The sequence below is a fragment of the Vagococcus lutrae genome (genome assembly GCF_023299185.1).
Lineage (GTDB): Bacteria > Bacillota > Bacilli > Lactobacillales > Vagococcaceae > Vagococcus_A > Vagococcus_A lutrae.
This window is the reverse complement of the sequence record NZ_CP097017.1, coordinates 826,976-853,380: the sequence shown is the minus strand read 5'-3', so window position 1 is coordinate 853,380 and position 26,405 is coordinate 826,976. Positions and strand designations below refer to the sequence as shown.

Genomic DNA, 26,405 nt, shown 5'->3' with positions numbered 1-26,405 from the left:
ACTTTGGCAATTTCGCTACGAGTTTTTTTGCTTACAGAATACTTGCGACAGCTGCTAAAACGGCAGAGCCGACAATCGCAATTAACATAATCCAAATGACGATTTTTTTTATCGTGTTAAATTTTTTTGAGTTCATTGATTTCATCCTTTATTGATAGACTAGTTACATTATACCTGTTTTAGTGATGGTTGCAAGTTACAAATCGTAGAGAATCTGAAAAGATACTACGCAAATGTAAATAAATTTGGTATATTAGTAATGTTGTCATATAAAAATGACATTGGAAAGTTATCTAGGTTAAATAGTTTTGTAAAATCTATATGTTATCTTATGGAAGAGGTTTTTAAAATATGAGTACATTTAATGTCGTAAGACTGTTATGGTATTTATTTCCAATATTAGTGATTTTTGCATGTAATTATCTTGTGCAGCGCTTATCTTTATATGAAAAAATCGGTTTGAAATCGCCAGATTTAGCTACGTTCTTTCTATTTATAGGATTGCACTTTTTATCGAAAGAATTATTTGAAATATCGGTTCTTCCTTATGTATTAATATTAGTGTTATTTATAGGGATGGGAGTAGCAATAGGTCATGCTCGGTATTTTGGTGATATTCAGTATCGCCGCTTTTTCAAAATGTTTTGGCGCATTACATTTTTAGTGCTAATCGTCGTCTATATCGGATTAGCCATTTATGGAATCTTTACTTAAAATACTTACGACACATCGGCAGTGTGTTGTAAGTATTTTTTGTTTTTTAAAGATAGGTAAAAAAAGGAAAAAAATCTCGACTGATAGTGGTAGAAAGTGGGGGGATGTGGTAGACTAAAGGTACTATGTGGGGAAAGAGGTCCAATATCATGTTTATGGGAGAGTTTACACATAATATTGACTCAAAAGGTCGTCTCATCATGCCCTCTAAATTTAGAGAAAACTTAGGTTACAAATTTGTTGTAACACGAGGGATGGACGGCTGTTTATTTGTGTACCCACAATTAGAATGGCAACAATTGGAAGAAAAACTTCAAGAATTGCCACTATCAAAAAAAGATGCACGAACATTCGTCCGTTTCTTTTACTCTGCAGCAACAGAATGTGATATTGATAAGCAAGGACGTATTAATATCCCACCTACCTTACGCGCGCACGCACAACTGGAAAAAGCCTGTGTCGTAATCGGAGTTGCAAACCGTATTGAAATTTGGAGTGAAGAGAGATGGCAACAATATGCATTAGAAGCAGAAGAAAATTATGATGAACTTGCCGAAACAATGATTGATTTTGGATTTTAGAAAGGGAATAGATATGATGCCAGAAGAATTTCACCACGTAACCGTTCTTTTAAATGAGGCTGTGGATAATTTAAATATAAAAAAAGATGGTGTGTATGTAGACTGTACGTTAGGTGGAGCAGGGCATAGTGAAGCGATTCTTTCCCAACTGTCAGAGGAAGGTCATTTATACGCATTCGACCAAGATGAAGTGGCGATAAAAAATGCGCAGCAAAAATTAGCGTCCTACATTGAAAAAGGTCAAGTAACTTTCATCAATACTAATTTTCGTCATCTAAAAGAAGAACTTGAAGCTCGTGGAGTTATTCATGTGGATGGGATAGTTTACGACTTAGGTGTCTCGTCACCACAATTAGATGAAATCGAACGTGGGTTTAGCTATCATGGTGATGCACCGCTAGATATGCGTATGAATCAAAAAGCTGATTTCAGTGCGTATCAAGTCGTTAACGAGTATGACTATCATGAGCTAGTAAAGATTTTTTATCGCTATGGTGAAGAAAAGTTTTCAAAACAAATTGCAAGAAAGATAGAGCAAGCACGTCAAGAAAAGCCGATTGAAACGACTGGTGAATTGGTAGAGTTGATTAAAGCAGGGATTCCAGCGCCAGCACGTCGTAAGGGAGGACACCCAGCTAAGCGTGTCTTTCAAGCGATTCGGATAGAAGTAAATGATGAATTGCATGCTATCGAAGAATCTATCGAGCAAGCGATTGACTGTTTGTCAGTCGGTGGTCGACTATCGGTTATTACGTTTCATTCATTAGAAGACCGATTGATAAAAACGATATTCCGTGAATATAGTAAACCGAAAGAAACACCGGCTGGTTTGCCTGTTCTTTTAGAAGAGGACGAGCCACTCTTATCATTGGTTAATCGTAAACCGATTTTACCGAGTGAAGAAGAAGTCGCTGCGAATAATCGCGCGCGTAGTGCTAAGTTACGTGTGGCGAGTAAAAACAGATTATGAAAGGATGTGGAAAAAATGGCAGAACTACGAGAATTTGACCCAGTAGAAACTGTGACAGAAGACATAACAAGCACTGTTCGTCAAGATGTGTTGGCACAACCACGCGAACACTTAAAAAAGATTAGTCGTTTTGAAAAAATCGTTTTTTTCGCATTGATTAGTTTTTTCCTTCTCATATCTGGCGCCACTATCCAAGTTTCTTCTAAATTAGCCAAAGCAGAAGCGACCGTTTCAGAAGGTCAGGCGGCTATTTCTAAGCAAGAGGCGAGTATTGCGGAGTTAGAACAAGAAAAATCTGAGTTGTTAAGAGCAGATCGCATTAAAAAAGCGGCACAAAAAGCAGGATTGAAAGTAAATGAAGAACAAATAAGGAATGTGAAATAATGAAACTAAATAGATGGAAGTCTTTTATAGCGTCAAAGGGATTGAACCCTAAAAAAAATCGGCGAACGTTTGCTTCCTTTCTATTTGGATTAACAATTTTAGTTTTTCTCATATTTTTTATGCGTTTTATCTATATCGTGTTAGTCGGTAAAGTAGGGCATGAATCTTTAGACGATAAAACACAACAATTATACCGAGGTAGTAGCGTTGTGAAAGCAAAACGAGGCACCATTTACGATCGTAATGGGGAGCCGATTGCTGAAGACGCTACTTCTTATTCGTTATATGCGGTTTTAGATGAAACGTATCTTGGTATGAGTCCTGACGGTAAACAAGAACGTGAAAAATTGTATGTCCAATCGAAAGATAAAGAAGAAATAGCGAAAGTATTAGCTGATAATACGAACCTTGAAGCTGATTTTGTCATGGAACAACTGTCACGTAATCAAAAGCAAGTTGAGTTTGGTTCGGGTGGTAAAAATTTAACGTATGAACAAAAAACAAAAATTGAAGAGGCACTTGAAAAAAAAGAAATTAAAGGGATTTACTTTGAAAAACATCAAGCGAGAATGTATCCAAATGGTGTCTTTGCTTCTCACTTTATCGGTTACGCTCAATTAGCAGATGCGGATGATGAATCTAAAGGCTTGGTTGGTCGAATGGGAATCGAGGAAGCACAAAATGATATTTTGTCGGGTGAGGATGGCGAGATTTATTTCCAAAAAGATAGTATGCAACGTCCGATTCCAGGAACGACCTCTGTTTTGAAAGAGGCTAAAGACGGTCAGGATATCTATACAACGTTTGACAGTCGTCTTCAATTGTATTTAGAAGAGTTACTAGACGAGACGATGAAAAAATATGGACCTGAAAATATTACTGCGACACTGGTCGAAGCAAAATCAGGGGATATTATCGCCGCTGGGCAACGTCCAAGTTTTAATCCAGAAACAAAAGAAGGGCTGGAAGATACAGAGGAGCGTCCAGCAATGTGGCGCAACTTACTTGTGGAAGAGCCGATTGAACCAGGATCTACGATGAAAGTCTTTACAATGTCTTCTGCTTTGGATTTACAAGTGGTCAATCCAGACGAGTATTTTCAAACGGGGCATATTGAAGTAGATGATGCTCGGATTAATGATTGGAATCCTCAAGGGGTAGGAACAGTCACCTTTAGACAAGGATTTGCTTGGTCGAGTAACGTGGGCATGGTTCTGCTTCAACAACGCATGGGTGATGAATGGCAACGATATGTAAAGCGATTTGGTTTTACCAAGCCAACTAATATTAATTTACCCGGTGAAAATAAAGGAAGTATTCAAAAAGGAACGACTGTCGACCGTGCGATGACAGCGTTTGGTCAGGCCATTTATGTGACACCTATGCAAATGGTTCAAGCGTATACTGCGATTGCCAATGACGGTAAAATGATGAAACTTAACTATATTGACAAAATTGTTAAACAGGATGGCGAAGAAGTCTATACGGAACCTGAAATGTTAGCTAAGCCAATAAAACCTCAGAGTGCGCATCAAACGCTACAAATGATGCAAGGGGTTGTGGATGATAAGCAGTATGGAACAGGAAATAACTTTGCAATCGAAGGGTATCCGATTGCGGCTAAGACGGGAACAGCGCAGTTCTTTGCGGATGGTAGTTACTCAACGTCTGAGTTTTTATACTCGGTCGTAGAAATTGCTCCAACCGATAATCCAGAATACATCTTATACGTGACGATTAAACGTCCTAAGGAAGGTACTGGAACAGCAGGTGGCGTTATGGTTTCAGAAATTAGTAACCCGCTTTTAAAATTAGCGCTAGACCTTAATATAAAAAATTCAGAAGAGTAGGAGATAAAAAATATGAACTGGACGCGACTTTTTTTTCCAATAGCCATTAGTTTTGCGATGACTGTGTCGTTGATGCCGTTCTTTATCGGTTATTTTCAAATGAAGAAACATGGACAACCGATTCGTGAAGAAGGACCTAAATGGCATAATGTTAAAGCTGGAACACCGACAATGGGTGGCGCTGTATTTTTAGTTGCTATTACCGTAACTAGCCTTATTTTCAGTCTGTTTCAACGTGTTTTAACAGCTGAGATGTGGATTATGTTGGCGATTTTATTATTGTACGGCACGCTTGGTTTCTTAGATGACTTTATCAAAATATTTAAACAACGTAATATGGGACTTACTTCTTTACAAAAATTAGTTGGTCAGATTGTAGGAGGTATTCTTCTCTATACTGTCTTTAAGGCTAAAGGCTATCCTACAACCTTATCGCTTCCGTTTGATGTCACATTAGACTTAGGTGTTTTATACGGCGTTTTCGTAGTGATTTGGTTAGTCGGTTTTTCTAACGCTGTCAATTTAACTGACGGCTTAGATGGACTAGTAGCTGGTTTGGGAACTATCTCATTTGGTACGTATGCCATTATTGCATGGAATCAACATCAATATGATGTGCTGTTAGTTTGCTTAGCAGTAATGGGCGGGTTACTAGGATTCTTCCTATTCAATAAAAAACCAGCTAAAATATTCATGGGAGATGTAGGGTCACTTGCCTTAGGTGGCTTACTCGCAAGTATCTCGATTATATTAAAACAAGAGTGGACACTGCTCTTAGTCGGTCTTGTCTATGTGATTGAAACACTCAGTGTGATTATGCAAGTCACTTCATTTAAATTAACAGGGAAACGTATTTTTAAAATGAGTCCAATCCATCATCATTTTGAAATGGGGGGTTGGTCTGAATGGAAAATTAATTTTGTTTTTTGGTCAGTAGGATTAATCATGTCAATCTTGACACTAACAATTCTTTATTAGGAGGCTATTAGGATGAGAACGGTAACGCATTACCAACATAAGAAAGTTTTAATTTTAGGATTAGCAAAAAGTGGTATGAGTGCGGCGAAATTATTACATCAATTAGGTGCGATTGTGACAGTTAACGACGGTCGCCCATTTGAAGAAAATAGTGAAGCACAAGACTTACTCACTATGGGAATGCGAGTGATTACAGGTTCTCATCCTGTTGACCTTTTAGATGAAGAGTTTGAATTGATTGTTAAGAATCCAGGGATTCCATATGATAATCCTATTATCGAGAAAGCAATAGAAAAAGAAATTCCTATTATTACTGAAGTTGAACTGGCGTATGAAATTAGTGAGGCTCAGATTATCGGGATTACGGGGACAAACGGCAAAACCACGACGACCACGATGATTGGGGCTGTTCTAAATGGTGGGAGTACGTCACCTCGTGCTTACTTAGCAGGAAATATTGGCGAAGTGGCAAGTACCGTCGCACAAGGTTTGTCAGAAAAAGACTGGATGGTTACCGAACTGTCTAGTTTTCAACTAATGGGCACACGAAAATTTCATCCGCATATCGCTGTCATAACGAATTTATATGAAGCGCATTTAGATTATCACGGTTCACGTGAAGCGTATGTTCACGCGAAGTGGGAAATTCAAAAAAACATGACGGCAGGGGATAGATTAGTTTTAAATTATCATCAAGCTGAATTGCGTCAGCTAGCAGAAAAAACGAAAGCGACTGTTGTGCCATTTAGTCTGGAAGCAGCTGATACAAATGGACAAGGTGCATACCTTAAAGATGATGTGTTATACTTTGAGGATGAAAAGATAATGACTGCTGCGGAGATTGGTGTACCAGGCTTACATAATATTGAAAATGCATTGGCAACTATTGCAGTTGCAAAAACGATTGGCGTAGAAACATCTGTGATTAAACAAGTATTGAGTGAATTTGGTGGCGTTGAACACCGCATGGAGTACATAGGAGAATTTTTCAATAGTAAGGTTTATAACGATTCTAAAGCGACCAATACACTGGCGACGATAAAAGCGTTAGAAGGATTTAAAGATTTATCAAAAGTCGTGTTAATTGCCGGAGGGCTAGATCGTGGGAATGATTTTGATGAGTTAATTCCAGCGTTTAAATCTATAAAACATGCAGTGTTTTATGGTGAAACGAAAGAAAAATTGACTACCTCCGCGATAAAAGCAGGTCTGTCGACAACTGAAATAGTAGCAACTTTACCAGAAGCAGTATTAGCAGCGAGTCATCAGCTTGCTCAAGGAGATGTGTTACTATTTTCCCCTGCATGTGCTAGTTGGGATCAGTTCAAAAACTTTGAAATTAGAGGCCGGGTCTTTAAAGAAACGGTGAAACAAATAGAAAAAGAGTGGAAAAATAAATGAAGATGATTGTATCAGGCGGCGGGACGGGCGGACATATCTATCCAGCTTTATCCTTAGTCGATTATATGGAAAAAAATATACCCTCCCATGAGGCGTTATATGTTGGTACGGAAGAAGGGCTCGAGAGTCAAATTGTAACAAAAAAAGGAGTACCATTTAAATCAATACGTGTACAGGGGTTTAAGCGTAGTTTAAGTCTAGATAATGTTAAAACCGTATATTACTTTATGAAAGCTGTTCAAGATTCTAAAAAGTTAATTGAGGAATTTCAACCAGATGTTGTGGTCGGCACAGGTGGCTATGTTTGTGCTCCTATTGTATATGCAGCGCATAAAAAAGGCGTACCGACTATGATACATGAACAAAATAGCGTTCCCGGACTGGCTAATAAGTTTTTAGCTCGTTATGTGGATAAAGTGGCTATTTGTTTTCCAGAAGCCGCAGAGTATTTTGATAAAAATAAAACTGTATTGACGGGTAACCCACGTGGTCAAGAAGTAGCAAGTATCCAACCGACAGATAGTTTAAGTCAATTTGGCTTTACAGAAGAACTGCCGACGATATTAGTCTTTGGAGGTAGTCGTGGGGCATTAACGATGACACGAGCGATGATGGAAGCTATGCCTCAAATGACGGGGAAAGATTATCAAGTGTTATTCGTGACGGGTAAAATATATTATGAAGATGTTATGGCGGCTGTAAGTGAAACAGTTAAGGCTAATGACAAGATAAAAATTGTACCCTATATTGAAGAAATGGAAAAAATCTTAACTAATGTGACGTTAGTAGTCGGACGCGCAGGCGCCACGTCGTTAGCTGAAATTACAGCGTTAGGACTTCCTTCAATTTTGATACCAAGTCCAAATGTTACGAATGACCATCAAACTAAAAATGCTCAATCTGTTGTGAATCATGGAGGAGCAGTATTATTACGTGACGACGAATTAAACGGTCCGAGATTAGTGACGGAAATAGAACGTATTATCTTGAATCCTGAATTATGCCGGAAAATGGCAGAAGCGTCAAAAGAAATGGGAATTCCAGATGCGACTAAACGTTTATTTGATGAGGTTTATCAACTAATTCATTGATAAGGAGGCGATAGTATGTCTAATAAGAAGTCCAAAAAAAATACATCACGAGCGTCAAAAGATGACCATGTAAAAAAGGGAAAAGCTACCAATATGCATGAAGAAACGGACGGTATGACGGAACTGCCTTCTGATAGATTGGCGAAACGGCATCAATCTAATCAAAATGTAACGTATATCACTATCGAAGAAACTGACACGGGTGAAACGATTATTAAATCAGAAGAATCAGATGAAGAGATTTTGGTAGAAAAGGAAGAAGTTAAGGAAACGAAAGAACCTAAAGAACCTAAAGAACTTCCAAAGTCGCAATCTTATGCTGATAAATTACCTAAGATGAAACAAAAACGACGAAAAAAATTAAATCGACGTTTAGCGACAATTTTAACCATATTTGGTGTGTCAGCATTGGCATTAATATACTATGTATCGCCATTTAGTAAACTTGGTGCAGTCAAAGTACAAGGGGTCAAGACGATTCCGCCTGAACGCATTGTTGAAACCTCTGGCTATAAGCTAGGTGATAGCATATGGTCGCAATACTATACGGAGCAACCTTTGAAAAATATCGTTAAGCGTAATCCTCGCGTTGCAAGTGTTACGAAGTCTTTTTCAGGTGTTAATCATATCGTCTTGCATGTGAAAGAACAAGATGAGATTGCTTATGAGAAACGTTCAGACGGGTATTACCCGCTATTTAAAGATGGACGAGTAGCCAATGAAAAAACTGATAACCCGGATAGTCATTATCCTGTCCTAATCGATTTTTCAGATAAAAAGTATGTACAGAAAATGATGACGAGCTATGATACATTTTCGGATGAAGTAAAAGAAAACATGAAAGAAATCTACTATGCACCGAGCAAGGCGAATGAATATCGTATCTCGATTATTATGCATGATGGTAACGAAATCATTGGTAGTATGACCGATATTGAAAATAAAATTAATTACTATCCACAAGTTGCACAACAAATGGCTGAAATGGGCATTGTTGATATGGAAGCGGGGATTTATTCTTATTCCTATGAAACACGCGATGAGTACGAGAAGCAACAACAAAAAATAAAAGAAGCACGGGAACGTGGAGATGCTGATTTAGATTTAGAAGGTAGCGAAGAGATTAACTTTGATGAAATTTTGAATTTAGACGGTAATCAAGAGGCAAATGAGAATGAAAATGCAGATGTGGAGTAAAAAAGTCGAGAAAAACGAATTATCCACATCAGTCATGTCTATTTTATAATATTCTTGTTTTGTAAAGTCTCTCTTTTGTGGTAGAATTAATAAGAGTAAGATAATTTAAATAATATACGAAATATTGAAAAGATATGGAAGAAAAAGTCTAGGAGGGAACCTATAAATGGCAAACACAGGGATACATGTGGGCCTGGATATAGGCACAACATCTGTTAAAGTCGTTGTCGCTGAATATATCGAAGGACAAATAAATATTATTGGCGTTGGCAATGCCAAATCCGAAGGTTTGAATCGAGGTATTGTAATAGATATCGATAAGGCAGCGAATACTATTAAACGTGCTATTGCACAGGCAGAAGAAAAATCGGGCGTTCAAATCCGAAAAGTAAATGTCGGTTTGCCAGCGAACTTACTAGAAATTGAACATTGTGAAGGAATGATAGCAGTCAGTGCTGAATCCAAAGAAATCACAGATGAAGATGTACAAAATGTTGCCTCTGCAGCAATCGTACGTTCAACACCTCCAGAACGTCAAGTGATTACGTTAATTCCACGAGAGTACAAAGTTGATGGGTTTGATGGGATTAAAGATCCACGAGGTATGTTAGGTGTACGTTTGGATATGCAAGGACTTGTATTTACAGGACCAAAAACAATTATCCATAACGTGAAAAAATGTGTGGAAAAAGCTGGTTTGGAACTAGGTGAGTTAGTTATTACCCCACTTGCTTTAGCTGAGACAGTTTTAACAGACGGTGAAAAAGATTTTGGTACAACACTTATTGATATGGGTGGCGGTCAGACGACTGCGGCTGTTTATTATGATAATCAGTTACAATTTACCCATGTTGAACAAGAAGGTGGCGAGTTCGTCACGAAAGATATTTCCGTTGTATTAAATACATCCATTCATAATGCTGAAGCATTAAAAATTAACTATGGTGACGCTTATACTGAACGTACATCAGAAGATGAAGTATTTCCGGTTGAAGTGATTGGAAAACCAGAACCAATTAAAGTTGATGAACGTTATTTATCCGAAATTATAGAAGCAAGAATGGAACAAATTTTTACAAAAGTAAAACATTCATTAGCCAATACAGATGCATTGAACTTACCGGGTGGTGTGATTATCACAGGTGGTAATGCGGGAATGCCGGGTGTGACGGAGTTGGCATCTGAGATACTCGGAACGAATGTCCACTTACACGTGCCAAATCATATGGGCTTACGTAACCCAATATTTTCAAATGCAATTAGTATCGTTGAGTATGCTGCAACTTTAAGTGATATCTATCATATTTCACAATTTGCAGTAACAGGGGAACGTTTTGCACAGACCGCTTCATCAACAATGCCGCGCGTTCAATTCCAAGAACCAAATGAAGTTGAAATGACGCATTATGAAGAGCCGGTTGCTAATGTGAGTGACGCACCAAAAGGAACAAACGAAAAACTATCTGATAAAATAAAAGGTTTCTTTTCAAATATGTTTGATTAGACGACAAGAGCAGGAGGAATAAAAATGGAATTTTCGATAGATAACCAAGTAGAGCACGGCGCTGTCATTAAAGTGATAGGTGTCGGTGGTGGTGGCGGTAACGCTGTCAACCGTATGATTGAAGAAAATGTAAAAGGGATCGAATTTATCGTTGCCAATACTGATGTTCAAGCTTTGCGTGATAGCAAGGCTGAAACAGTGATTCAATTAGGACCAAAATATACACGCGGACTAGGTGCAGGTTCTCAACCAGAAGTTGGGAAAAAAGCAGCTGAAGAAAGTGAAGAGCAATTAGCGAAAGCGTTGGAAGGCGCAGATATGATTTTCATCACCGCTGGTATGGGTGGGGGAACAGGTACTGGTGCTGCTCCTGAAGTAGCTCGTATTGCGAAAGACTTAGGTGCTTTGACAGTTGGTGTGGTTACACGTCCATTCGGTTTTGAAGGACCAAAACGTGGCCGTTTTGCAGCCGAAGGTATCTCAGCATTGAAAGAACATGTTGATACATTATTAATTATCTCAAATAATCGCCTATTAGAAGTAGTTGATAAGAAAACACCAATCTTAGAAGCTTTCCGTGAAGCTGACAATGTTTTACGTCAAGGGGTTCAAGGTATCTCTGATTTAATTACGGCACCTGGCTATGTCAACTTAGACTTTGCCGATGTTAAAACAGTCATGGAAAATCAAGGAACTGCTTTAATGGGTATCGGTTCAGCTACAGGTGAAGATCGTGTCATTCAAGCGACAAAACAAGCTATCTCATCACCATTATTAGAAACATCTATCGATGGTGCAGAACAAGTCTTGTTAAATATTACTGGTGGCTTAGATATGACATTGTTCGAAGCACAAGATGCTTCTGATATTGTAGCAGCTGCAGCTGATGGCGATGTGAACATCATTCTAGGAACATCAATTAACGAAGCATTAACAGATGAAATTATTGTGACTGTTATCGCGACAGGAATTGACCCTACAAAAAAGGAAAAAAAAAAGACTCGCGTAGCTTCTAAAGCACCTCGTCAAACTTTTCAACCAACAGAGCGTCCAGCAGTAACGGAAGCAACTGTTAGTGCAAAAGAAGAGGAAGAAGAAAGTGCATTCGGTGACTGGGATATCCGTCGTGAGCCAAATGAACGTCATTCGGTAGACACGACAGAATTTGAACCGATTGAAAAGAAGGAAATCGATACTTTTAAAAAAGAAGTAGAGAAAAAAGAGGACGATGAGTTAGATACCCCTCCATTTTTCCGTCGCAAAAGGTAAGAAGTTATGAAAAAGTTAGCTAACAATTTAAATAAAATTCAGCAGGAGCTATCAACCTATCATTTAACGTCACCTACTGCGAAATTAATCGCGGTGACAAAGTATGTTGAAAGCGACGTGATGAGAGAACTCTATCATTTAGGTCAATATGATATTGCTGAAAATCGTACGGACTTGCTGTTAAAAAAGAAAATTGAATTAGCTGATTGTTCAAAGTTTGTTTGGCATTTTATCGGACCTTTACAAACGCGTAAAGTCAAAGATGTGATTAACAACATTGACTATTTTCATGCCCTTGATCGATTAAAAACAGCTCAAGAGATTCAAAAGCGAGCTGAACATGAAATTAAATGTTTTATTCAAGTGAATGTATCAGGTGAAACCACAAAACAAGGGATTTCACCTGATGCATTAGTGTCTTTTATTGACGAGCTTGAAAAATATGATAAAATCAGAGTGGTTGGTTTGATGACAATGGCACCAAATACGTCTGATAAACAACTTATTCGAAATTGTTTTAAACAACTCAAGGATTTACGTCAAGATGTGCAGCGTTTAAATAAAGGTTATGCACCTTGTACAGAGTTGAGTATGGGAATGAGTCAAGACTATCAAATCGCTTTGGAAGAAGGAGCGACGTTTATTAGGATTGGCACAGATTTATTTCAATAGATTAATTAGAAAAGGAAAAGGGTGTGCAAAAATATGGATTTTACAGCAGCAACTGAAAAAATTCAACGTTTTTTTGGTTTAGATGGAGCAGATGATGAGGTGGTAGTAAACGACACTCAAAATACGTATCAAGCACCAGAAGAACCGAAAGCGAGTGCGCCCCGCCAACCTTTACGTTCGCAAATGTCTGAGCCAGTTAAAAAGCAAGAGGCGTATACTAATACGCCACCTATCGAGAACCGTCGTCAGTCGTCGCATGAAGCGCGACCTCAAATGCAAAATGAACGCGTTCAACCAAAACAAGATAACGTGTTAAGGATGAAGCAATCTGCACAGTCGTCAGCAGGACCAAAGGTGAAGGATGATAGTCAAGTGAAAAAAGTGTTGATATTAGAACCGAGAACATATACAGAAGCTAAAACAATTGCCAAAGCTATTTTCAGAAGTGAAGTAGTGATTATTAATTTTCGAGTGATGGAAGAAGCGCAAGCCCGTCGTATTGTCGATTTCTTAACAGGGGTAGTATATGCTTTGGATGGCGATATTCAGCGTTTAGGGGATGAGCTTTTCATCTGCACACCGCCAAACATGGAGATTGATAGTGATGTGGCAAAAAGTCTATTGAAAACTCAATTTACTGAGTTTTAAAAAGGAAGTGTCGGTTTGTTTTTAATTACATTTATTAGAACATTTACGAATGTGTATTCAACATGTTTAATCATTTATGCCCTTTTATCATGGTTTCCAGGTGGTTATGACACCGCCATTGGCGAGTTTTTAACACGAATTTGTGAACCATATTTAAAATTATTTGATCGTTTAAATTTAAACATTGGATTTATGAGTTTTACGATTATGGTGGCATTAATTGTATTAAATGTTGCATCTTCATTATTAATCCGCTTAGTTTGGATGTTTCTATAAGCAAATATAATAGGTGAAAGGGTGATTATCTATGAATGCAAATGTTTATCAACATTTTCGTAAAGATGAACACCCTTTTGTTGATTTAATTGAAGACTGGGTGGAACAAGTTGATCGTTACTATGCACCAGTCTTGACGAATTTTTTAGACCCTCGTCAGCAGTTTATTCTCGAGAGCATTGTCGGACAGTATCAAGATGACTATGCGTTCATGTTTTTTGGTGGCTATGAAAAGGCAGAAAGAAAACGTGCTTTAATCTACCCCATATATTATGTCCCGTCACAAGAAGATTTTGATGTCACGTACTGCGAAATAACGTATCCCACGAAATTCGCAACGCTAACTCACGGGAAAATTTTGGGAACATTGATGAGTGTGGGGCTTGGTCGTGAATACTTTGGCGATATTATCACGAATGAAACGGGTGCGTGGCATTTTATCTGTAATAAGGCAAAATGGCCATTTGTGATGACGCAAGTAGATAAAATTGCAAACTTTCCAGTTAAATTGACGGAAATATCTGTGGATGACTTAATTCAAGCAGAAGAAGAGTGGGAAGAACGTAGTATTACGGCTAGCTCTATGCGCGTGGATACCGTTATATCGGAAAGTTTAGCTATATCTAGACAGCGCGCTAAGCAGTTGATAGAGTCGAAAAAAGTAAAATTAAATTGGACGGAAATCACACGCCCAGACAGTGTGTTAGAACCATTAGATATTATCTCGATTAGAGGTTTTGGAAGAATTCAAGTAAAAGCAGTGGATGGTATGACAAAAAAGCAAAAATATCGTATCATTATAGGTATCATGACAAATAATAACTAAGAGGTGACAGGAAATGGCATTAACTCCATTAGATATCAAGAATAAATCATTCGCAAACAAAATGCGCGGATATAATCCGGACGAAGTCGATGAATTTTTAGACCAAGTAATTGAAGACTATGAAGAAGCAATTAGAAAAAATCGTGAATTAGAGAAATCATTAAAACACGCAGAAGAAAAGTTAACGTACTTTAACGAATTAAAAGACGCTTTAAATCAATCTATCATTGTGGCGCAAGACACTGCTGATAAATTGAAAGACAGTGCGACTCGTGAATCAGAAGTAACGGTAACGTCTGCAAAAGCAGAAGCGAATACGATTCTGACAGAAGCAAAAGCAACAGCTGAAAAAACTGTTTTAGAAGCTAACCAAAAAGCTGAAAGTATTTTAAAACATGCAGAAGATCAAACTTCACAATTAGCGTATGAAACAGATGCATTGAAAAAGAAAACACGTGAATTCCATCGTAATTTATCATTACTTTTAGAATCACAATTAGAAGCGATAAAAAGTGGTGAATGGGATGAGCTATTAAAACCATTTTCATCTTACATGGATGATAGTCATTCAAACGTTCAACGCATTTTAAGCAAAAACAATGCGGAAGAAACAGAAGAAACAAATAAAGAAAATTCGGAAGAAGTAGTTGACACATCGGTTGAAGATGGGCATACTAAAGCTATCGAATTAGATGAAATAAAATAAAGGTTGCCATGAAACACATTGTTATCCACATACCTAAAGCGAGTCAGTGATAGTGTGAGACTGATAGTCCCTGTTGATAATAATATCATTCATGTCCTGCTATTATGAAACCAGTAGTAATAGACGAGTCATTCACGATACGAATTGAGAGATACTGAATCGTTGTCACAAGAGAAAACTTTTCAGTGAAATTTGGGTGGTAACGCGAGCACTTCGTCCCTTTTAGGGGTGGAGTGCTTTTTTGTATGTTGACAAAGGAGAGATGAGAATGAAAATGAAAGAAACACTACAATTAGGAAAAACAGGTTTTCCAATGCGTGGTAACTTGCCAGTGCGTGAAGCAGAATGGCAAAAAGAGTGGGAAGAAAACAAGGTATATGAAAAACGTCAAGAGATTAATGAAGGGAAGCCAACCTTTGTCTTGCATGACGGACCGCCGTATGCCAATGGAAATATCCACTTAGGCCATGCTTTAAATAAAATTAGTAAAGATATTATCGTGCGTTCAAAATCAATGATGGGCTTCCGTGCACCGTATGTTCCTGGTTGGGATACACATGGTCTGCCAATTGAACAAGTTTTAACGAATAAAGGCGTCGATCGTAAAAAAATGACACGCAGTGAATATTTAGCAGAGTGTGAACGTTACGCACTATCTCAAGTAGATAAACAACGTGAAGACTTTAAACGCTTAGGAGTTGCAGGTGATTGGGATAATCCTTATATTACGTTAACCCCTGATTATGAAGCTGCTCAAATCCGCGTCTTTGGTAAAATGGCTGAAAAAGGCTATATTTATAAAGGGTTAAAACCAATTTACTGGTCACCTTCAAGTGAATCTTCTCTAGCAGAAGCTGAGATTGAATATAAAGACGTGAAGTCACCTTCTATCTATGTAGCCTTCCAAGTGAAGAATGGTGGCGATGTTTTAGACGCAGCGGATACTTATTTTGTCATTTGGACGACAACACCTTGGACGCTTCCAGCTAACTTAGGTATTTCTGTTCATCCAGAGTTTATCTATCAAGTATTGCAAGTTGGCGATAGAAAATATGTGATTGCTAAAGAATTAGTAGAAAAAGTAGCAGGCGAGTTAGAATGGTCAGACTATGACGTTGTAAAAGAAATAAAAGGGGCTGACCTTGAAAAATTAACAGCCCAACATCCATTCTACGACCGTGAATCACTTGTGATGACAGGGGATCATGTTACATTGGACGCAGGGACTGGATTAGTTCATACGGCACCGGGACATGGTGAAGATGACTACTTAATCGGCCAACGTTATGGCTTGGATGTATTATCTCCAGTCAATAATCGCGGTGTCTTTACAGAGGAAGCACCTGGTTTTGAAGGAGTTTTCTACGATAAAGCTAACCCAATGGTAACAGAGCTATTAAAAGAAAAAGGCGCACTCTTAAAAATGGAATTCTTTACGCATAGTTATCCACATGATTGGCGTACGAAGAAACCAGTTATTTTCCGCGCGACGCCTCAATGGTTTGCGTCAATTGATAAATTTAGAGAAGATATTTTATCTGAAATTGAAAAAGTTGATTGGGTGATTCCTTGGGGAATGACGCGTCTATATAACATGGTGCGTGACCGTGGTGATTGGGTAATTTCTCGTCAACGTGCATGGGGAGTTCCTCTACCTATTTTCTATGCGGAAAATGAAGAAGCGATTATTACACCAGAAACGACGGAACATGTAGCTGAGCTATTTGCTAAACATGGCTCACATATTTGGTATGACTGGGATCCGGTTGATTTATTACCAGAAGGATTTACCCATGAAGGTAGTCCAAATGGCGTATTCCGCATTGAAACAGATATTATGGACGTATGGTTTGATTCAGGTTCTTCTCATGAAGCGGTGTTACGTCAACGTGATGATTTAACTTTCCCAGCCGACTTGTACTTAGAAGGTTCTGACCAATATCGTGGTTGGTTTAACTCAAGTATTACAACGAGTGTGGCAATCAATGGCGTGGCTCCATATAAAGCGGTCTTGTCACAAGGCTTCACTCTCGATGCCAAAGGACGTAAACAAAGTAAATCACTAGGTAATACGATTGAACCTGGTAAGGTTATTAATCAAATGGGTGCTGATATTCTACGTCTATGGGTCGCAAGTGTTGACTATGAATCTGACGTGCGTGTGGATATGAACACCTTAAAACAAGTATCAGAGACTTATCGTAAAATTCGTAATACAATGCGTTTCTTATTAGCTAATACATCAGACTTTGAACCTAAGACTGACCGAGTAGCGTTTGCTGACTTACGTTCTGTTGACCAGTATATGATGATTCGTTTAAATCATATTGTGGCAGATGTATTGAAAGGCTATGACTCTTATTCATTCTCTAGCGTGTATAAAGCGATTGTTAACTTCTGTATTTCTGACTTGTCTTCATTCTATTTAGATTTTGCTAAAGATGTAGTATACATTGAAGCTGAAGATAATTACGAGCGTCGTTGCATGCAAACAGTCTTTTACGATGTCGCAGTAGCGCTATCTAAATTATTGACACCTATTTTACCTCATACAGCTGAAGAGGTATGGTCATTCTTGAAAGAGGAAGAAAGCTATGTACAATTAGCTGAAATGCCTGAAGTACAAGATGTACCAAATGAAAACGACATTTTAGAAAAATGGATAGTCTTTATGACATTGCGTGACGCAAGCTTGAAAGCCTTAGAAGAAGCTCGTAATTCTAAATTGATTGGAAAATCGTTTGAAGCAAAATTAACATTCTATCCAGAAGGCGAAATGAAAGAATTTTTAACTAACTTTGATGGTAATTTAGCACAGTTATTAATCGTGTCACAATTAGAAATCAAAGAAGGAGAAGCGCCAGAAGCTGCTCATCAATTTGAAGACTTAGCCGTCTTAGTGGAAAAAGCAGAAGGACAAGTGTGCGATCGTTGTCGTGCTGTTAAAGAAGACGTAGGTAGTCATGAAGCATTGCCAACATTATGTGACCGCTGTGCAGAGATTGTGGAAAAGAATTTTCCAGAAGCAGTTGCAGAAGGATTTGAATAAAATAATCTCTTTCTATAAATAAGAGACACTAAGTGAGACACTCATAATAAAATTCAGTCTTTATGAATTTTATTGTGAGTGTTTTTTTACTGTTTTATAATTAACGGACGTATTATAGAAAATGCTACGAGGATATGCTAGTATAAAAGTAGAATAAAATCTAATAGAAAAAGGTGAGGATATGCGGTTAAAAATAGTATGCGAGTCATCTCAACATGAGCTACCTATGAATTATCGTAGTAAAATCATGATGATGATTAAAACATATTTAGCGAAGCAAAACAAAGAACTCTATGGTCGCTTGTTTAACGATAACACGATGAAGCCTTACACATTTTCAGTTTACTTACCTCAAGCAAAATTTGAAAAGGTTTACATGACGCTGGGAGAAAGTCGGGAATTTGTGATAAATTTTTCCACGAGTGATGCAGAGATTGCGATTAACTTTTACAATGCTTTTCTTGCGATGAAAAATGAAACTATCCTTTGGCGGAATGACTTGACGACGACTGTCAAAAAGGTCGACATCGTTACGTTGCCACCTATTGTAACTGAAAAAATACAAGTGCGTACACTCTCGCCAATTATTTGTCGTCATCACAATCAAGAAACGATAAAAGATTGGTTTTACACGTACGATGATAAAGAGTTCCTCCCCATTTTAAAACGAAATATGACATTTAAGCTGGTCGACCGATTGGGTGAGACTGCTCGCTACGATTTAGAAAAGTTAACGCTAACACCCATCAAGATGAAAAAAACAGTGATAAAACATTATGAAAAACAAATCGCAGGCTCGATAGGAACGTTGGAAGTGACGGGCAAATCCTATTTGTTAAACGAATTCGTCGATAGTGGTGTCGGGAGCTTGACAGGTAGTGGTTTTGGTATGGTTGAAAAAGTGTAGGAGGTGATGAAGATGACTGACATACGAGTGAGACTCGATGATTGGCAAAAAAATGCTGGATGTGTGGGATTTATTAACATTGTGGGAAAAGAGAACGTGCAGCTGACTGAGAATGGTTTTGGCTTTGATTCTACTGTATTGGAAGATTTTGCTACTAAGTATTTTGATTATTTAATTGAAACATATAAGCCGACATTATCTTGGTATAAAATCATTGCTTACAAAGATACATTAGAAAAACATGAAAGAGAAAATTTTGAAAACTTTGATGAGAAAGATTTGGAAAGATTAAATACGTATATTATAGATGTTTGCAAACGTTATTTAACCAGTGCGAGTTATAAGGCAAGTTATCCTTTGATTAAATATGACTTTGATATGTTAGAAGCGGGCAAACAAAGTAAAGCAATCGGTCGATTAAAGAAAAGGGAAACATTTGAAGAGAAGAAAACAGAAATACTGGAAGAAGTCAGAGAGGCGTATGAAAGAATTAAACAAATCATTGCTTATTGTGAGAGTCCAGAAGGCCGTAAATATTTAGCGGCTAAAAATGTCATCTATACGATTGTCAAACACGCATGGGATAGTGTTAGTTTTTTAAATCCTCAAACGAAAGAAAAAGATGTCTATAAAGATTTCGAACAGTATTTTATAGATCCTGTTTTAGAGTATTTAGAATCAGATAAGAGTCGATATAAATTAACATGCTGTTCCTGTGAAAATCCTGTTAAAAACGCGAGTGAAACGCTATCTTTTCTAAATAAAACAGGCTTTGACGTGAATCGAAAAAATTCGCACGCATGGGACTTTGTTAATGATTTAATTATTTGTCCGGTATGTAAACTCATCTATGCGTGTATCCCAGCTGGTTTTACGTACGTATACAGTCAAGGCATGTTTGTCAATGCCAACAGCAGTATCGAAGAACTACTTCGCACGAATAATTTGATAAAAATGGAAGTTTTAACTTTAAACCGTGCTTCCGTTCGTGAAGTGAATACTTATAGTGCACTAGTACACGCTTTTCAAAAACAAGATCGCGACCAGTTTCGCTTGCAAACAGAGGATGTCCAAGTTGTCCGGTATCAAAATGAAACGTATCGTTTTAATATCCTTTCAAAAAATACGTTACGCATTTTGAATCAGTCGGAAGCAGAATTAAGCCAGCTATTGCATACTTGGGTAAAAGAAAATGGTGAAACGTATTCCCTATATCAAAAAGTCGTAGAAAAACTATTTAACAACGAAAATATGCTGACGCTCATACATAAACTGCTAGTTTATAAGGCAACGAAAACGGAAAATCCTGGCTATCAGATACGGCATATTGACGCGCTAATAAAAATCAATCAACATTTTCTAGGAGGGATTTTAACAATGAACGAGGTAACGCAAGATGAAATCAAAAAGATTAAAGGAGCCGCGTGGTATTTTAAGAAAGGCTACGATAACCCTAATAAAGTAAATGGTGTTTCTCATAAACTGCTAAATGCTCTAAAGATTGGTAACCGAGATGAGTTTATGAATGTTATTCTTAATTGTTACGCCTATTTAAATCAGCAAGTACCACAATTTTTTAATCGTGTGTTTGAAAATGAAGAAACCTTTAAAACAATTGGGTATAGCTTTGTTGCAGGGATTATTGGACCAGTGGAAATGAATGAATACGGAGGGAAAGCATGATGAAAACAAAAGGATTAGCATTGACCATTATTTTTCAAGCAGAGAGTGCCAACTATGGTGAGAGTTTAGGAAACGTAGCAGCTTTAAAGAAAATTTCTCGCAATAACGGCGAGCAGTATACGTATATTTCACGTCAGGCAATTCGGTATAATATAGCGGAACAGTTAGGAGAAACATTAGCTCCTGTGAGTGCAGAAGGAAGTGGCGATAAAAAAGTTGTCCAATTTAAAGCAGATGCAACAATTGCCGATTATCCAGAGTTAGACTTTTTCGGCTATTTAAAAACGGAGAAAAAATCTTCAGGTAAAAAACGTTCCGCTAAAGTTCGCTTATCTAATGCCATTTCCTTAGAAACATTTAAGGGAGACGCCGACTTTTTAACGAATAAAGGGCAAGCTGATAAATTAGGCGTTAACATGAATATCGCACAAGCTGAAATACATCAGTCCTATTATCGCTACACGGTAACGGTTGACTTAGATCAAATCGGCATTGATAGCGTAGATGACATTAAATTAGAGGCGGAAGAAAAAAATCGTCGTGTTGCCAAGTTATTAGACACGATAGCCTTTTTATATCGTGATATTAGAGGACGTAGAGAAGATTTAAAACCTTTATTTATTATTGGGGGTGTTTACGACGTTAAAAATCCGATTTTTCAAAACAATGTAGATGTTAAAGATAATAAAATTACCGTTTCAAAAATCGAAGGGGTTTTATACGATACGATTGTAGATGATACTTATTGTGGGGTTGTAGAAGAGCAATTTGATAATACGGAAGAAATTAAAGAAAAGTTACAGGCGACCGATATGCCAACATTCTTTAACTCTGTGAAACAAAAGGTAGCTGAATATTATGAAAGCTATTAAACTCTTACTGACACAAGACATGGTAAATTATAAAAAAGCCACAAGTAGTCAGCTAAAAGAAACCTATCCTTTGCCTCCTTATTCGACCGTAATCGGCATGATTCATGCACTCTGTGGTTTTACAACGTATCAGCCAATGGATGTCAGTATACAAGGAAAATACTTTTCAAAAGTGAATGACCTCTATACGCGTTATGAGTTTAACAATGGTATGAAGTATGATAAAGGCCGTCATCAAATCCAAGTAGGCGAATATGGGGTCGGTCGCGGTGTTGCTACGGCAGAATTATTAGTCGATGTAGAATTGCTGTTACATATTATTCCAGAAGACCAAGCATTAGTCGAAGTGATACATGACGCACTTTTATTTCCAAAAGAATATCCCAGTCTGGGTCGTCGAGAGGATTTAGCAACGATTGAGTCGGTCAACGTAGTCGATATTAAAATGCAAGAACTAGAAACGGATGCAGCGATTAAACAAGGTTACGCAGCCTATGTGCCCGTTCACTATCAGGATGATATCGATTTAGATGCAAGTAAAGTCACGAGTTTGAGAGGGACGCGATACTTTTTAACAAAAGATTACGAGCTAGTAAATGTGAGCACTGTTAAAAATCCTAAGATATTTCGACAATGGAAACCTAAAAAAGAAGTCATCTATGTCAGTGACTTGACGGTATTTGAAGACACAGAGATTTTACAGGACAGTGACGGTGCATTAGTTTTCGCAAATTAAGAAAAGAGGGTGCAATGAAACACTATTTAGCAAAGTCGGACGGTGAAACCATCGTAGAACATACCTGTCAATTAATTGCCAATTTGAATGAGCTACACGCATTATATCCGGCAATCAACGTTAATTGGGAGTTATTAAGCTTAGCTTGTTTACATCACGATTTAGGAAAAATGAATCCAAAGTTTCAGGTAAAAGTGCATGAAAATAGACGTACGATAGAAGGGGAACTACCTCATGGTTTATTAAGTACGGGAACCATTCCTAATAAAAAACTCCGAGCACGTGGTTATTCAGAAGCAGAAGTAAAGATTTTAAACTACGCTGTGGCCCTTCACCATGAACGAGATATGAGCGACATTACGACGGAAGACTATCACCGTGCTTTAGAGGAGATGAAAGAAGTAGCAGCTGACTTTCCTTATGCTGCACTCGAAATGGAAATCTGCACGATTAAACCTGTTTCTAAAAGATATTTTAAAATCAATACCACACTAAAACCCTCGACAATTGAAAACTATCACGATTATGTCATGTTAAAGGGATTATTAAACCGTTTGGATTATGCAGCGAGCGCTCATATATCTGTTGAAAATCCTAATGATTTCTTAGAAGATTCTTTAGCACAACTTCACTATGAGTGGAATGATTTACAACAATATATGACGCGTCATCAAGAGCAAAACGTTGTGGTTGTCGCACAGACGGGATTAGGTAAGACAGAAGCAGGGTTACTATGGCTTGGAAAAGCTAAAGGATTTTTTACACTGCCCTTAAGGACGGCTATCAACGCAATATATCAGCGAGTCACAGAACAAATAGTCACAACGTCTCATGATAATCGAGTAGGACTACTTCATTCCGATACTTATCAGCAATACCTTTTGTTTGAAGAAAAAAGCGAGCAAATGATGGACATCGATGAATATGAAACTAAGACACGTCAACTCTCTTTGCCACTTACGATTTGCACGTTGGATCAGCTTTTTGATATTGCTTTTAGATATCCCGGCTATGAACAAAAACTCGCTACGTTATCCTATTCAAAAGTCATTATTGATGAAATTCAAATGTATTCTGCTGATTTACTTGCCTATTTAATCTATGGTTTAAAATTAATAACGGACTACGGAGGACAATTTGCTATACTCACAGCGACGCTATCGCCATATATTTTAGACTTATTAGTTAGAGAAGGTCTTTCATTTGAAATGCCTTCATCCCCTTTTTTAGATGAAATGCTTTTACACCGTCATGAAGTCGAGGTGGTTTCAGAAGAGATATCTATTGAGCGTATTGTAGCGCATTATAATAAAAATAAGTTATTAGTCATTTGTAATACCGTTCGCAAAGCACGAGAGATATATGACGAACTGAGCGATATTATTAACTCAGAAGAGCTGTACTTATTTCATAGTCACTTTATCAAAAAAGACCGTACGGCAAAAGAACAAGCGATTTTAAAGTTTGGGCAGGTTGATAACACAAGAAGTGGCATCTGGGTGACCACGCAAGTAGTGGAAGCGTCTTTGGATGTTGATTTTGATATTTTATTTACTGAACTATCAGACTTGAACAGCTTATTTCAACGAATGGGACGATGTTATCGTAAAAGAGCTTGGCAGACGGATGTAGGAACAAATGTCTATGTGTATACGGGTGGGAAAAAGCGATGTAGCGGCGTTGGTTTTGTAGTAGATAAAGATATTCATCAGCTTTCTAAAGAGGCACTAAACAGTGTTAAGGGACGTTTAGATGAACGAATGAAAGTGGCATTGATTAATCAAACTTACACGCTTGAAAAAGTAGAAAAGACTAGTTTTTACCATGATGTAGCTAATAATCTAGCCTATTTAAAGTTGTTGATAGAAGGACAAAAAGATAAGAAAGACGTCCAAAAGCAGTTTCGAAATATTCATAGTTATAAGGTAATGCCAAAGCCTGTTTATGAAGCAAATCGGCTCCATGTTGAGAAACTGATTGCGACACTGAAACGTCGTCATCATAAAGAGTTATCGGCCACTGAAAAGAAAAAGCTAACAAAAGAAAAGCGTCAAGCACGACTAATGCTGGAACAGTATCAAGTAGATATACCTGCATATCTTTTTCAAAAAGGAGAGTGGACAGGGATAGAAATCACTCCTTATGAAACCTTGTTACTCTTTGAATGTGAGTATGATGCTGAAAAAGGACTTTACCTGATAATTGATGACACTTAGTAATAAAATAGAAAGTAAAAATAATTTAGATATGCACAAAAATCTGTCGATAGCTAAAACTTCATTTTTATGGGAAGATTGACAGAAATTATGATAAACTAGTCGTATCAAGAGTTTATATCAAGTAAGATAAAATTACTCAAGCTCAAAAAAGATATCTAAATAGAAATTTACGATGACCAACAGAAAGGGTGTTTTCAGACCTGATATGTCAAGCCTTTTATGAGTCGCTGTATTTAATCTAAAATAGTGGAATGTAAATTTAAGAGAAATCGAGAAGTTGACTGGCGTTAGTTATGTATTTAATCTAAAATAGTGGAATGTAAATAAAGATTTTGGTAATGCTTTTACAGCTTCAATTTATGTATTTAATCTAAAATAGTGGAATGTAAATATCACTGTTACGAGTGAATTCGGCTACCGTACTTCTGTATTTAATCTAAAATAGTGGAATGTAAATATACGGTTAAAACGCTTCACAGTTACGTCTACAACGGTATTTAATCTAAAATAGTGGAATGTAAATCTGCGAATTGGCACCAATCAGGCTTCAAAATTAGCGTATTTAATCTAAAATAGTGGAATGTAAATGAAGAAATCAAATTCTTCAACGAAGTATCAACTGATGTATTTAATCTAAAATAGTGGAATGTAAATGAAGAAATCAAATTCTTCAACGAAGTATCAACTGATGTATTTAATCTAAAATAGTGGAATGTAAATTCGCTAGAATGGAACGTTATAGCAGCGTGCGTGTCGTGTATTTAATCTAAAATAGTGGAATGTAAATAAGATAGCAAAAACGTTTTTGTTTAAATTGTGATTGGTATTTAATCTAAAATAGTTGAATGTAAATAAACTTAACACTCCGTCAATCGTCCAAGCGGTCTTGTATTTAATCTAAAATAGTGGAATGTAAATCTTTTATATAGCATATATAGGCAGTATTTTAATCTAAAATAATGGAATGATTTTACCAAGTTGTTAAATACAGCTGAAAAAAATAGGCTATCTACTTCTGAATTATCAGAAAAGATAGCCTATTAATTTTATCAAGACACATTTCTTTGAAAACATCCTACAAAACGATTAATTCGTTTCAGCGTTTTCCTTTTGCAAGTCCTCTATTTCAATAACGCCATAGTTTTTACGTTCAAGTTGCTCGACAATCGTGTCAAGCGTTTCTTGAGTAGTATCGATAGGTAGCGTGAAGAGTGTTCGACGGATAAATTCATCTTGTCCGACATCAAGCGTGATACAGCTTGCGATATTGGAATATTTAGAGATGATTTTAGAAATAGCCGCTAAGTCACCACGGTTTCCAGTAGAAGCGACTGTTAACACATAGCGTCCTTCATTCACATTCCATGATTGAGCTAAAATGTTTAATAATTTACTATGAGTCAAAATTCCGTAAAATTGTTGTTTGTCATCCAATACAGCGATGTATGGAAGTTCTTTAATCGTAAAGAATATTTTGAAGAAGGAAGAATTAAGATAAATGAACTTTGTCGCATTTTTTAATAAGTGTGTCACTGGCAAGCTCATATCACCGCCATTCGCTTTATGGCGATAGATGTGCATTTTATAAATATTTCCTCTGAATATTTTTTCAGAATCATCTAGGATAGGTACACAGCGGTACCCAGATTCTTCAAGTATTTCAAGTGCTCGTTCTAGTGTGCACGTTTCATTAACCGTTGTTAACTGACGTTTTTTGAGGCAGACTTGTTTGATCAGCATGGTAATCCCTCCAATTATTAATGTTCTATCATTATTCTATCATAAATCATTCGTAAGGTATATCATTTATAAAACGGTCAATTGACAGTTGCTTATAATAATGGTAATGTTATTAAGTAGAGTTTTAATAGA

Annotated in this window: 23 protein-coding genes, 2 pseudogenes and 1 CRISPR repeat array; of the genes and pseudogenes, 23 read left to right on the top strand and 2 right to left on the bottom strand. The window is 37.3% G+C overall.

Going from position 1 to position 26,405, the window contains the following annotated elements; translation table 11 throughout:
• Window positions 1–31: 31 nt before the first annotated feature.
• Window positions 32–136, bottom strand: a complete 105-nt coding sequence (locus tag M2919_RS04035) for a DUF4044 domain-containing protein (protein WP_023606027.1) — start codon at window positions 134–136, stop codon at window positions 32–34.
• Window positions 137–351: 215 nt separating this feature from the next.
• Between M2919_RS04035 and M2919_RS04030 the strand changes: the two genes are divergently transcribed.
• The 23 genes and pseudogenes from M2919_RS04030 to cas3 all read left to right on the top strand — a co-directional run bounded on the left by M2919_RS04030 (window position 352) and on the right by cas3 (window position 24,530).
• A complete protein-coding gene (locus tag M2919_RS04030; protein ID WP_126762600.1) occupies window positions 352–714 on the top strand; it encodes a DUF3397 domain-containing protein in 363 nt (120 codons plus the stop codon).
• A gap of 149 nt (window positions 715–863) precedes the next feature.
• Window positions 864–1,295, top strand: coding sequence for a division/cell wall cluster transcriptional repressor MraZ (gene mraZ, locus M2919_RS04025; protein ID WP_023606029.1), 432 nt, complete (start codon window positions 864–866; stop codon window positions 1,293–1,295).
• Between the two features lie 16 nt (window positions 1,296–1,311).
• Window positions 1,312–2,265: a 16S rRNA (cytosine(1402)-N(4))-methyltransferase RsmH gene (gene rsmH, locus M2919_RS04020; protein WP_248849476.1), complete on the top strand. Its 954-nt coding sequence runs from the start codon at window positions 1,312–1,314 to the stop codon at window positions 2,263–2,265.
• 15 nt (window positions 2,266–2,280) lie between these two features.
• Window positions 2,281–2,649, top strand: a complete 369-nt coding sequence (locus tag M2919_RS04015; protein WP_023606031.1) for a cell division protein FtsL — start codon at window positions 2,281–2,283, stop codon at window positions 2,647–2,649.
• A complete protein-coding gene (locus M2919_RS04010) occupies window positions 2,649–4,499 on the top strand; it encodes a peptidoglycan D,D-transpeptidase FtsI family protein (protein WP_126762598.1) in 1,851 nt (616 codons plus the stop codon). Before M2919_RS04015 ends, M2919_RS04010 begins: the two co-directional genes overlap by 1 nt.
• Before the next feature lie 12 nt (window positions 4,500–4,511).
• On the top strand, window positions 4,512–5,477 hold the full coding sequence (gene mraY / locus M2919_RS04005; RefSeq protein ID WP_248849372.1) for a phospho-N-acetylmuramoyl-pentapeptide-transferase: 966 nt from the start codon (window positions 4,512–4,514) through the stop codon (window positions 5,475–5,477).
• A 12-nt stretch (window positions 5,478–5,489) separates the two neighbouring features.
• Entirely contained in the window at window positions 5,490–6,878 is a 1,389-nt protein-coding gene (murD, locus tag M2919_RS04000) for a UDP-N-acetylmuramoyl-L-alanine--D-glutamate ligase (RefSeq protein WP_248849370.1), read from the top strand.
• Window positions 6,875–7,969, top strand: a complete 1,095-nt coding sequence (gene murG, locus M2919_RS03995; protein WP_248849368.1) for an undecaprenyldiphospho-muramoylpentapeptide beta-N-acetylglucosaminyltransferase — start codon at window positions 6,875–6,877, stop codon at window positions 7,967–7,969. The genes murD and murG overlap by 4 nt, the downstream gene beginning before the upstream one ends.
• Before the next feature lie 15 nt (window positions 7,970–7,984).
• Entirely contained in the window at window positions 7,985–9,166 is a 1,182-nt protein-coding gene (locus tag M2919_RS03990) for a cell division protein FtsQ/DivIB (RefSeq protein WP_248849366.1), read from the top strand.
• Between the two features lie 166 nt (window positions 9,167–9,332).
• Window positions 9,333–10,670, top strand: coding sequence for a cell division protein FtsA (gene ftsA, locus M2919_RS03985; protein WP_222317260.1), 1,338 nt, complete (start codon window positions 9,333–9,335; stop codon window positions 10,668–10,670).
• A 24-nt stretch (window positions 10,671–10,694) separates the two neighbouring features.
• Window positions 10,695–11,702: pseudogene (ftsZ, locus tag M2919_RS03980) on the top strand (cell division protein FtsZ); the annotation flags it as partial.
• A 54-nt stretch (window positions 11,703–11,756) separates the two neighbouring features.
• Window positions 11,757–11,939 (top strand): annotated as a pseudogene (locus M2919_RS10095) (cell division protein FtsZ); the annotation flags it as partial.
• 6 nt (window positions 11,940–11,945) lie between these two features.
• Window positions 11,946–12,611: a YggS family pyridoxal phosphate-dependent enzyme gene (locus M2919_RS03975; protein ID WP_248849365.1), complete on the top strand. Its 666-nt coding sequence runs from the start codon at window positions 11,946–11,948 to the stop codon at window positions 12,609–12,611.
• Window positions 12,612–12,644: 33 nt separating this feature from the next.
• On the top strand, window positions 12,645–13,259 hold the full coding sequence (locus M2919_RS03970; RefSeq protein ID WP_051352992.1) for a cell division protein SepF: 615 nt from the start codon (window positions 12,645–12,647) through the stop codon (window positions 13,257–13,259).
• 24 nt (window positions 13,260–13,283) lie between these two features.
• Window positions 13,284–13,535 (top strand): YggT family protein, encoded by a 252-nt coding sequence (locus tag M2919_RS03965; protein WP_283163084.1) that lies wholly within the window; start codon window positions 13,284–13,286, stop codon window positions 13,533–13,535.
• Between the two features lie 31 nt (window positions 13,536–13,566).
• Window positions 13,567–14,361: a YlmH family RNA-binding protein gene (locus M2919_RS03960; RefSeq protein ID WP_248849363.1), complete on the top strand. Its 795-nt coding sequence runs from the start codon at window positions 13,567–13,569 to the stop codon at window positions 14,359–14,361.
• Between the two features lie 13 nt (window positions 14,362–14,374).
• The gene (locus M2919_RS03955) at window positions 14,375–15,067 is read left to right on the top strand and encodes a DivIVA domain-containing protein (protein WP_248849362.1); all 693 of its coding nucleotides are present in this window, start codon (window positions 14,375–14,377) and stop codon (window positions 15,065–15,067) included.
• 268 nt (window positions 15,068–15,335) lie between these two features.
• Window positions 15,336–18,116, top strand: coding sequence for an isoleucine--tRNA ligase (ileS, locus tag M2919_RS03950; RefSeq protein ID WP_248849360.1), 2,781 nt, complete (start codon window positions 15,336–15,338; stop codon window positions 18,114–18,116).
• A gap of 181 nt (window positions 18,117–18,297) precedes the next feature.
• A complete protein-coding gene (cas6, locus tag M2919_RS03945) occupies window positions 18,298–19,023 on the top strand; it encodes a CRISPR-associated endoribonuclease Cas6 (RefSeq protein WP_248849358.1) in 726 nt (241 codons plus the stop codon).
• Window positions 19,024–19,035: 12 nt separating this feature from the next.
• On the top strand, window positions 19,036–20,706 hold the full coding sequence (cas8a1, locus tag M2919_RS03940) for a type I-B CRISPR-associated protein Cas8b1/Cst1 (RefSeq protein WP_248849357.1): 1,671 nt from the start codon (window positions 19,036–19,038) through the stop codon (window positions 20,704–20,706).
• Window positions 20,703–21,578 (top strand): type I-B CRISPR-associated protein Cas7/Cst2/DevR, encoded by an 876-nt coding sequence (gene cas7i / locus M2919_RS03935; protein WP_248849356.1) that lies wholly within the window; start codon window positions 20,703–20,705, stop codon window positions 21,576–21,578. The genes cas8a1 and cas7i overlap by 4 nt, the downstream gene beginning before the upstream one ends.
• Window positions 21,579–21,597: 19 nt before the next feature.
• On the top strand, window positions 21,598–22,314 hold the full coding sequence (cas5, locus tag M2919_RS03930) for a CRISPR-associated protein Cas5 (RefSeq protein ID WP_248849355.1): 717 nt from the start codon (window positions 21,598–21,600) through the stop codon (window positions 22,312–22,314).
• Window positions 22,315–22,328: 14 nt separating this feature from the next.
• Complete coding sequence (cas3, locus tag M2919_RS03925) at window positions 22,329–24,530, top strand: CRISPR-associated helicase Cas3' (RefSeq protein ID WP_248849354.1); 2,202 nt, start codon at window positions 22,329–22,331, stop codon at window positions 24,528–24,530.
• Between the two features lie 232 nt (window positions 24,531–24,762).
• Window positions 24,763–25,451: a CRISPR direct-repeat array (repeat unit 30 nt; unit sequence GTATTTAATCTAAAATAGTGGAATGTAAAT).
• A gap of 168 nt (window positions 25,452–25,619) precedes the next feature.
• Here the strand turns inward: cas3 and cbpA are convergent.
• Window positions 25,620–26,273 (bottom strand): cyclic di-AMP binding protein CbpA, encoded by a 654-nt coding sequence (gene cbpA / locus M2919_RS03920; RefSeq protein ID WP_023606050.1) that lies wholly within the window; start codon window positions 26,271–26,273, stop codon window positions 25,620–25,622.
• Window positions 26,274–26,405: the final 132 nt, after the last annotated feature.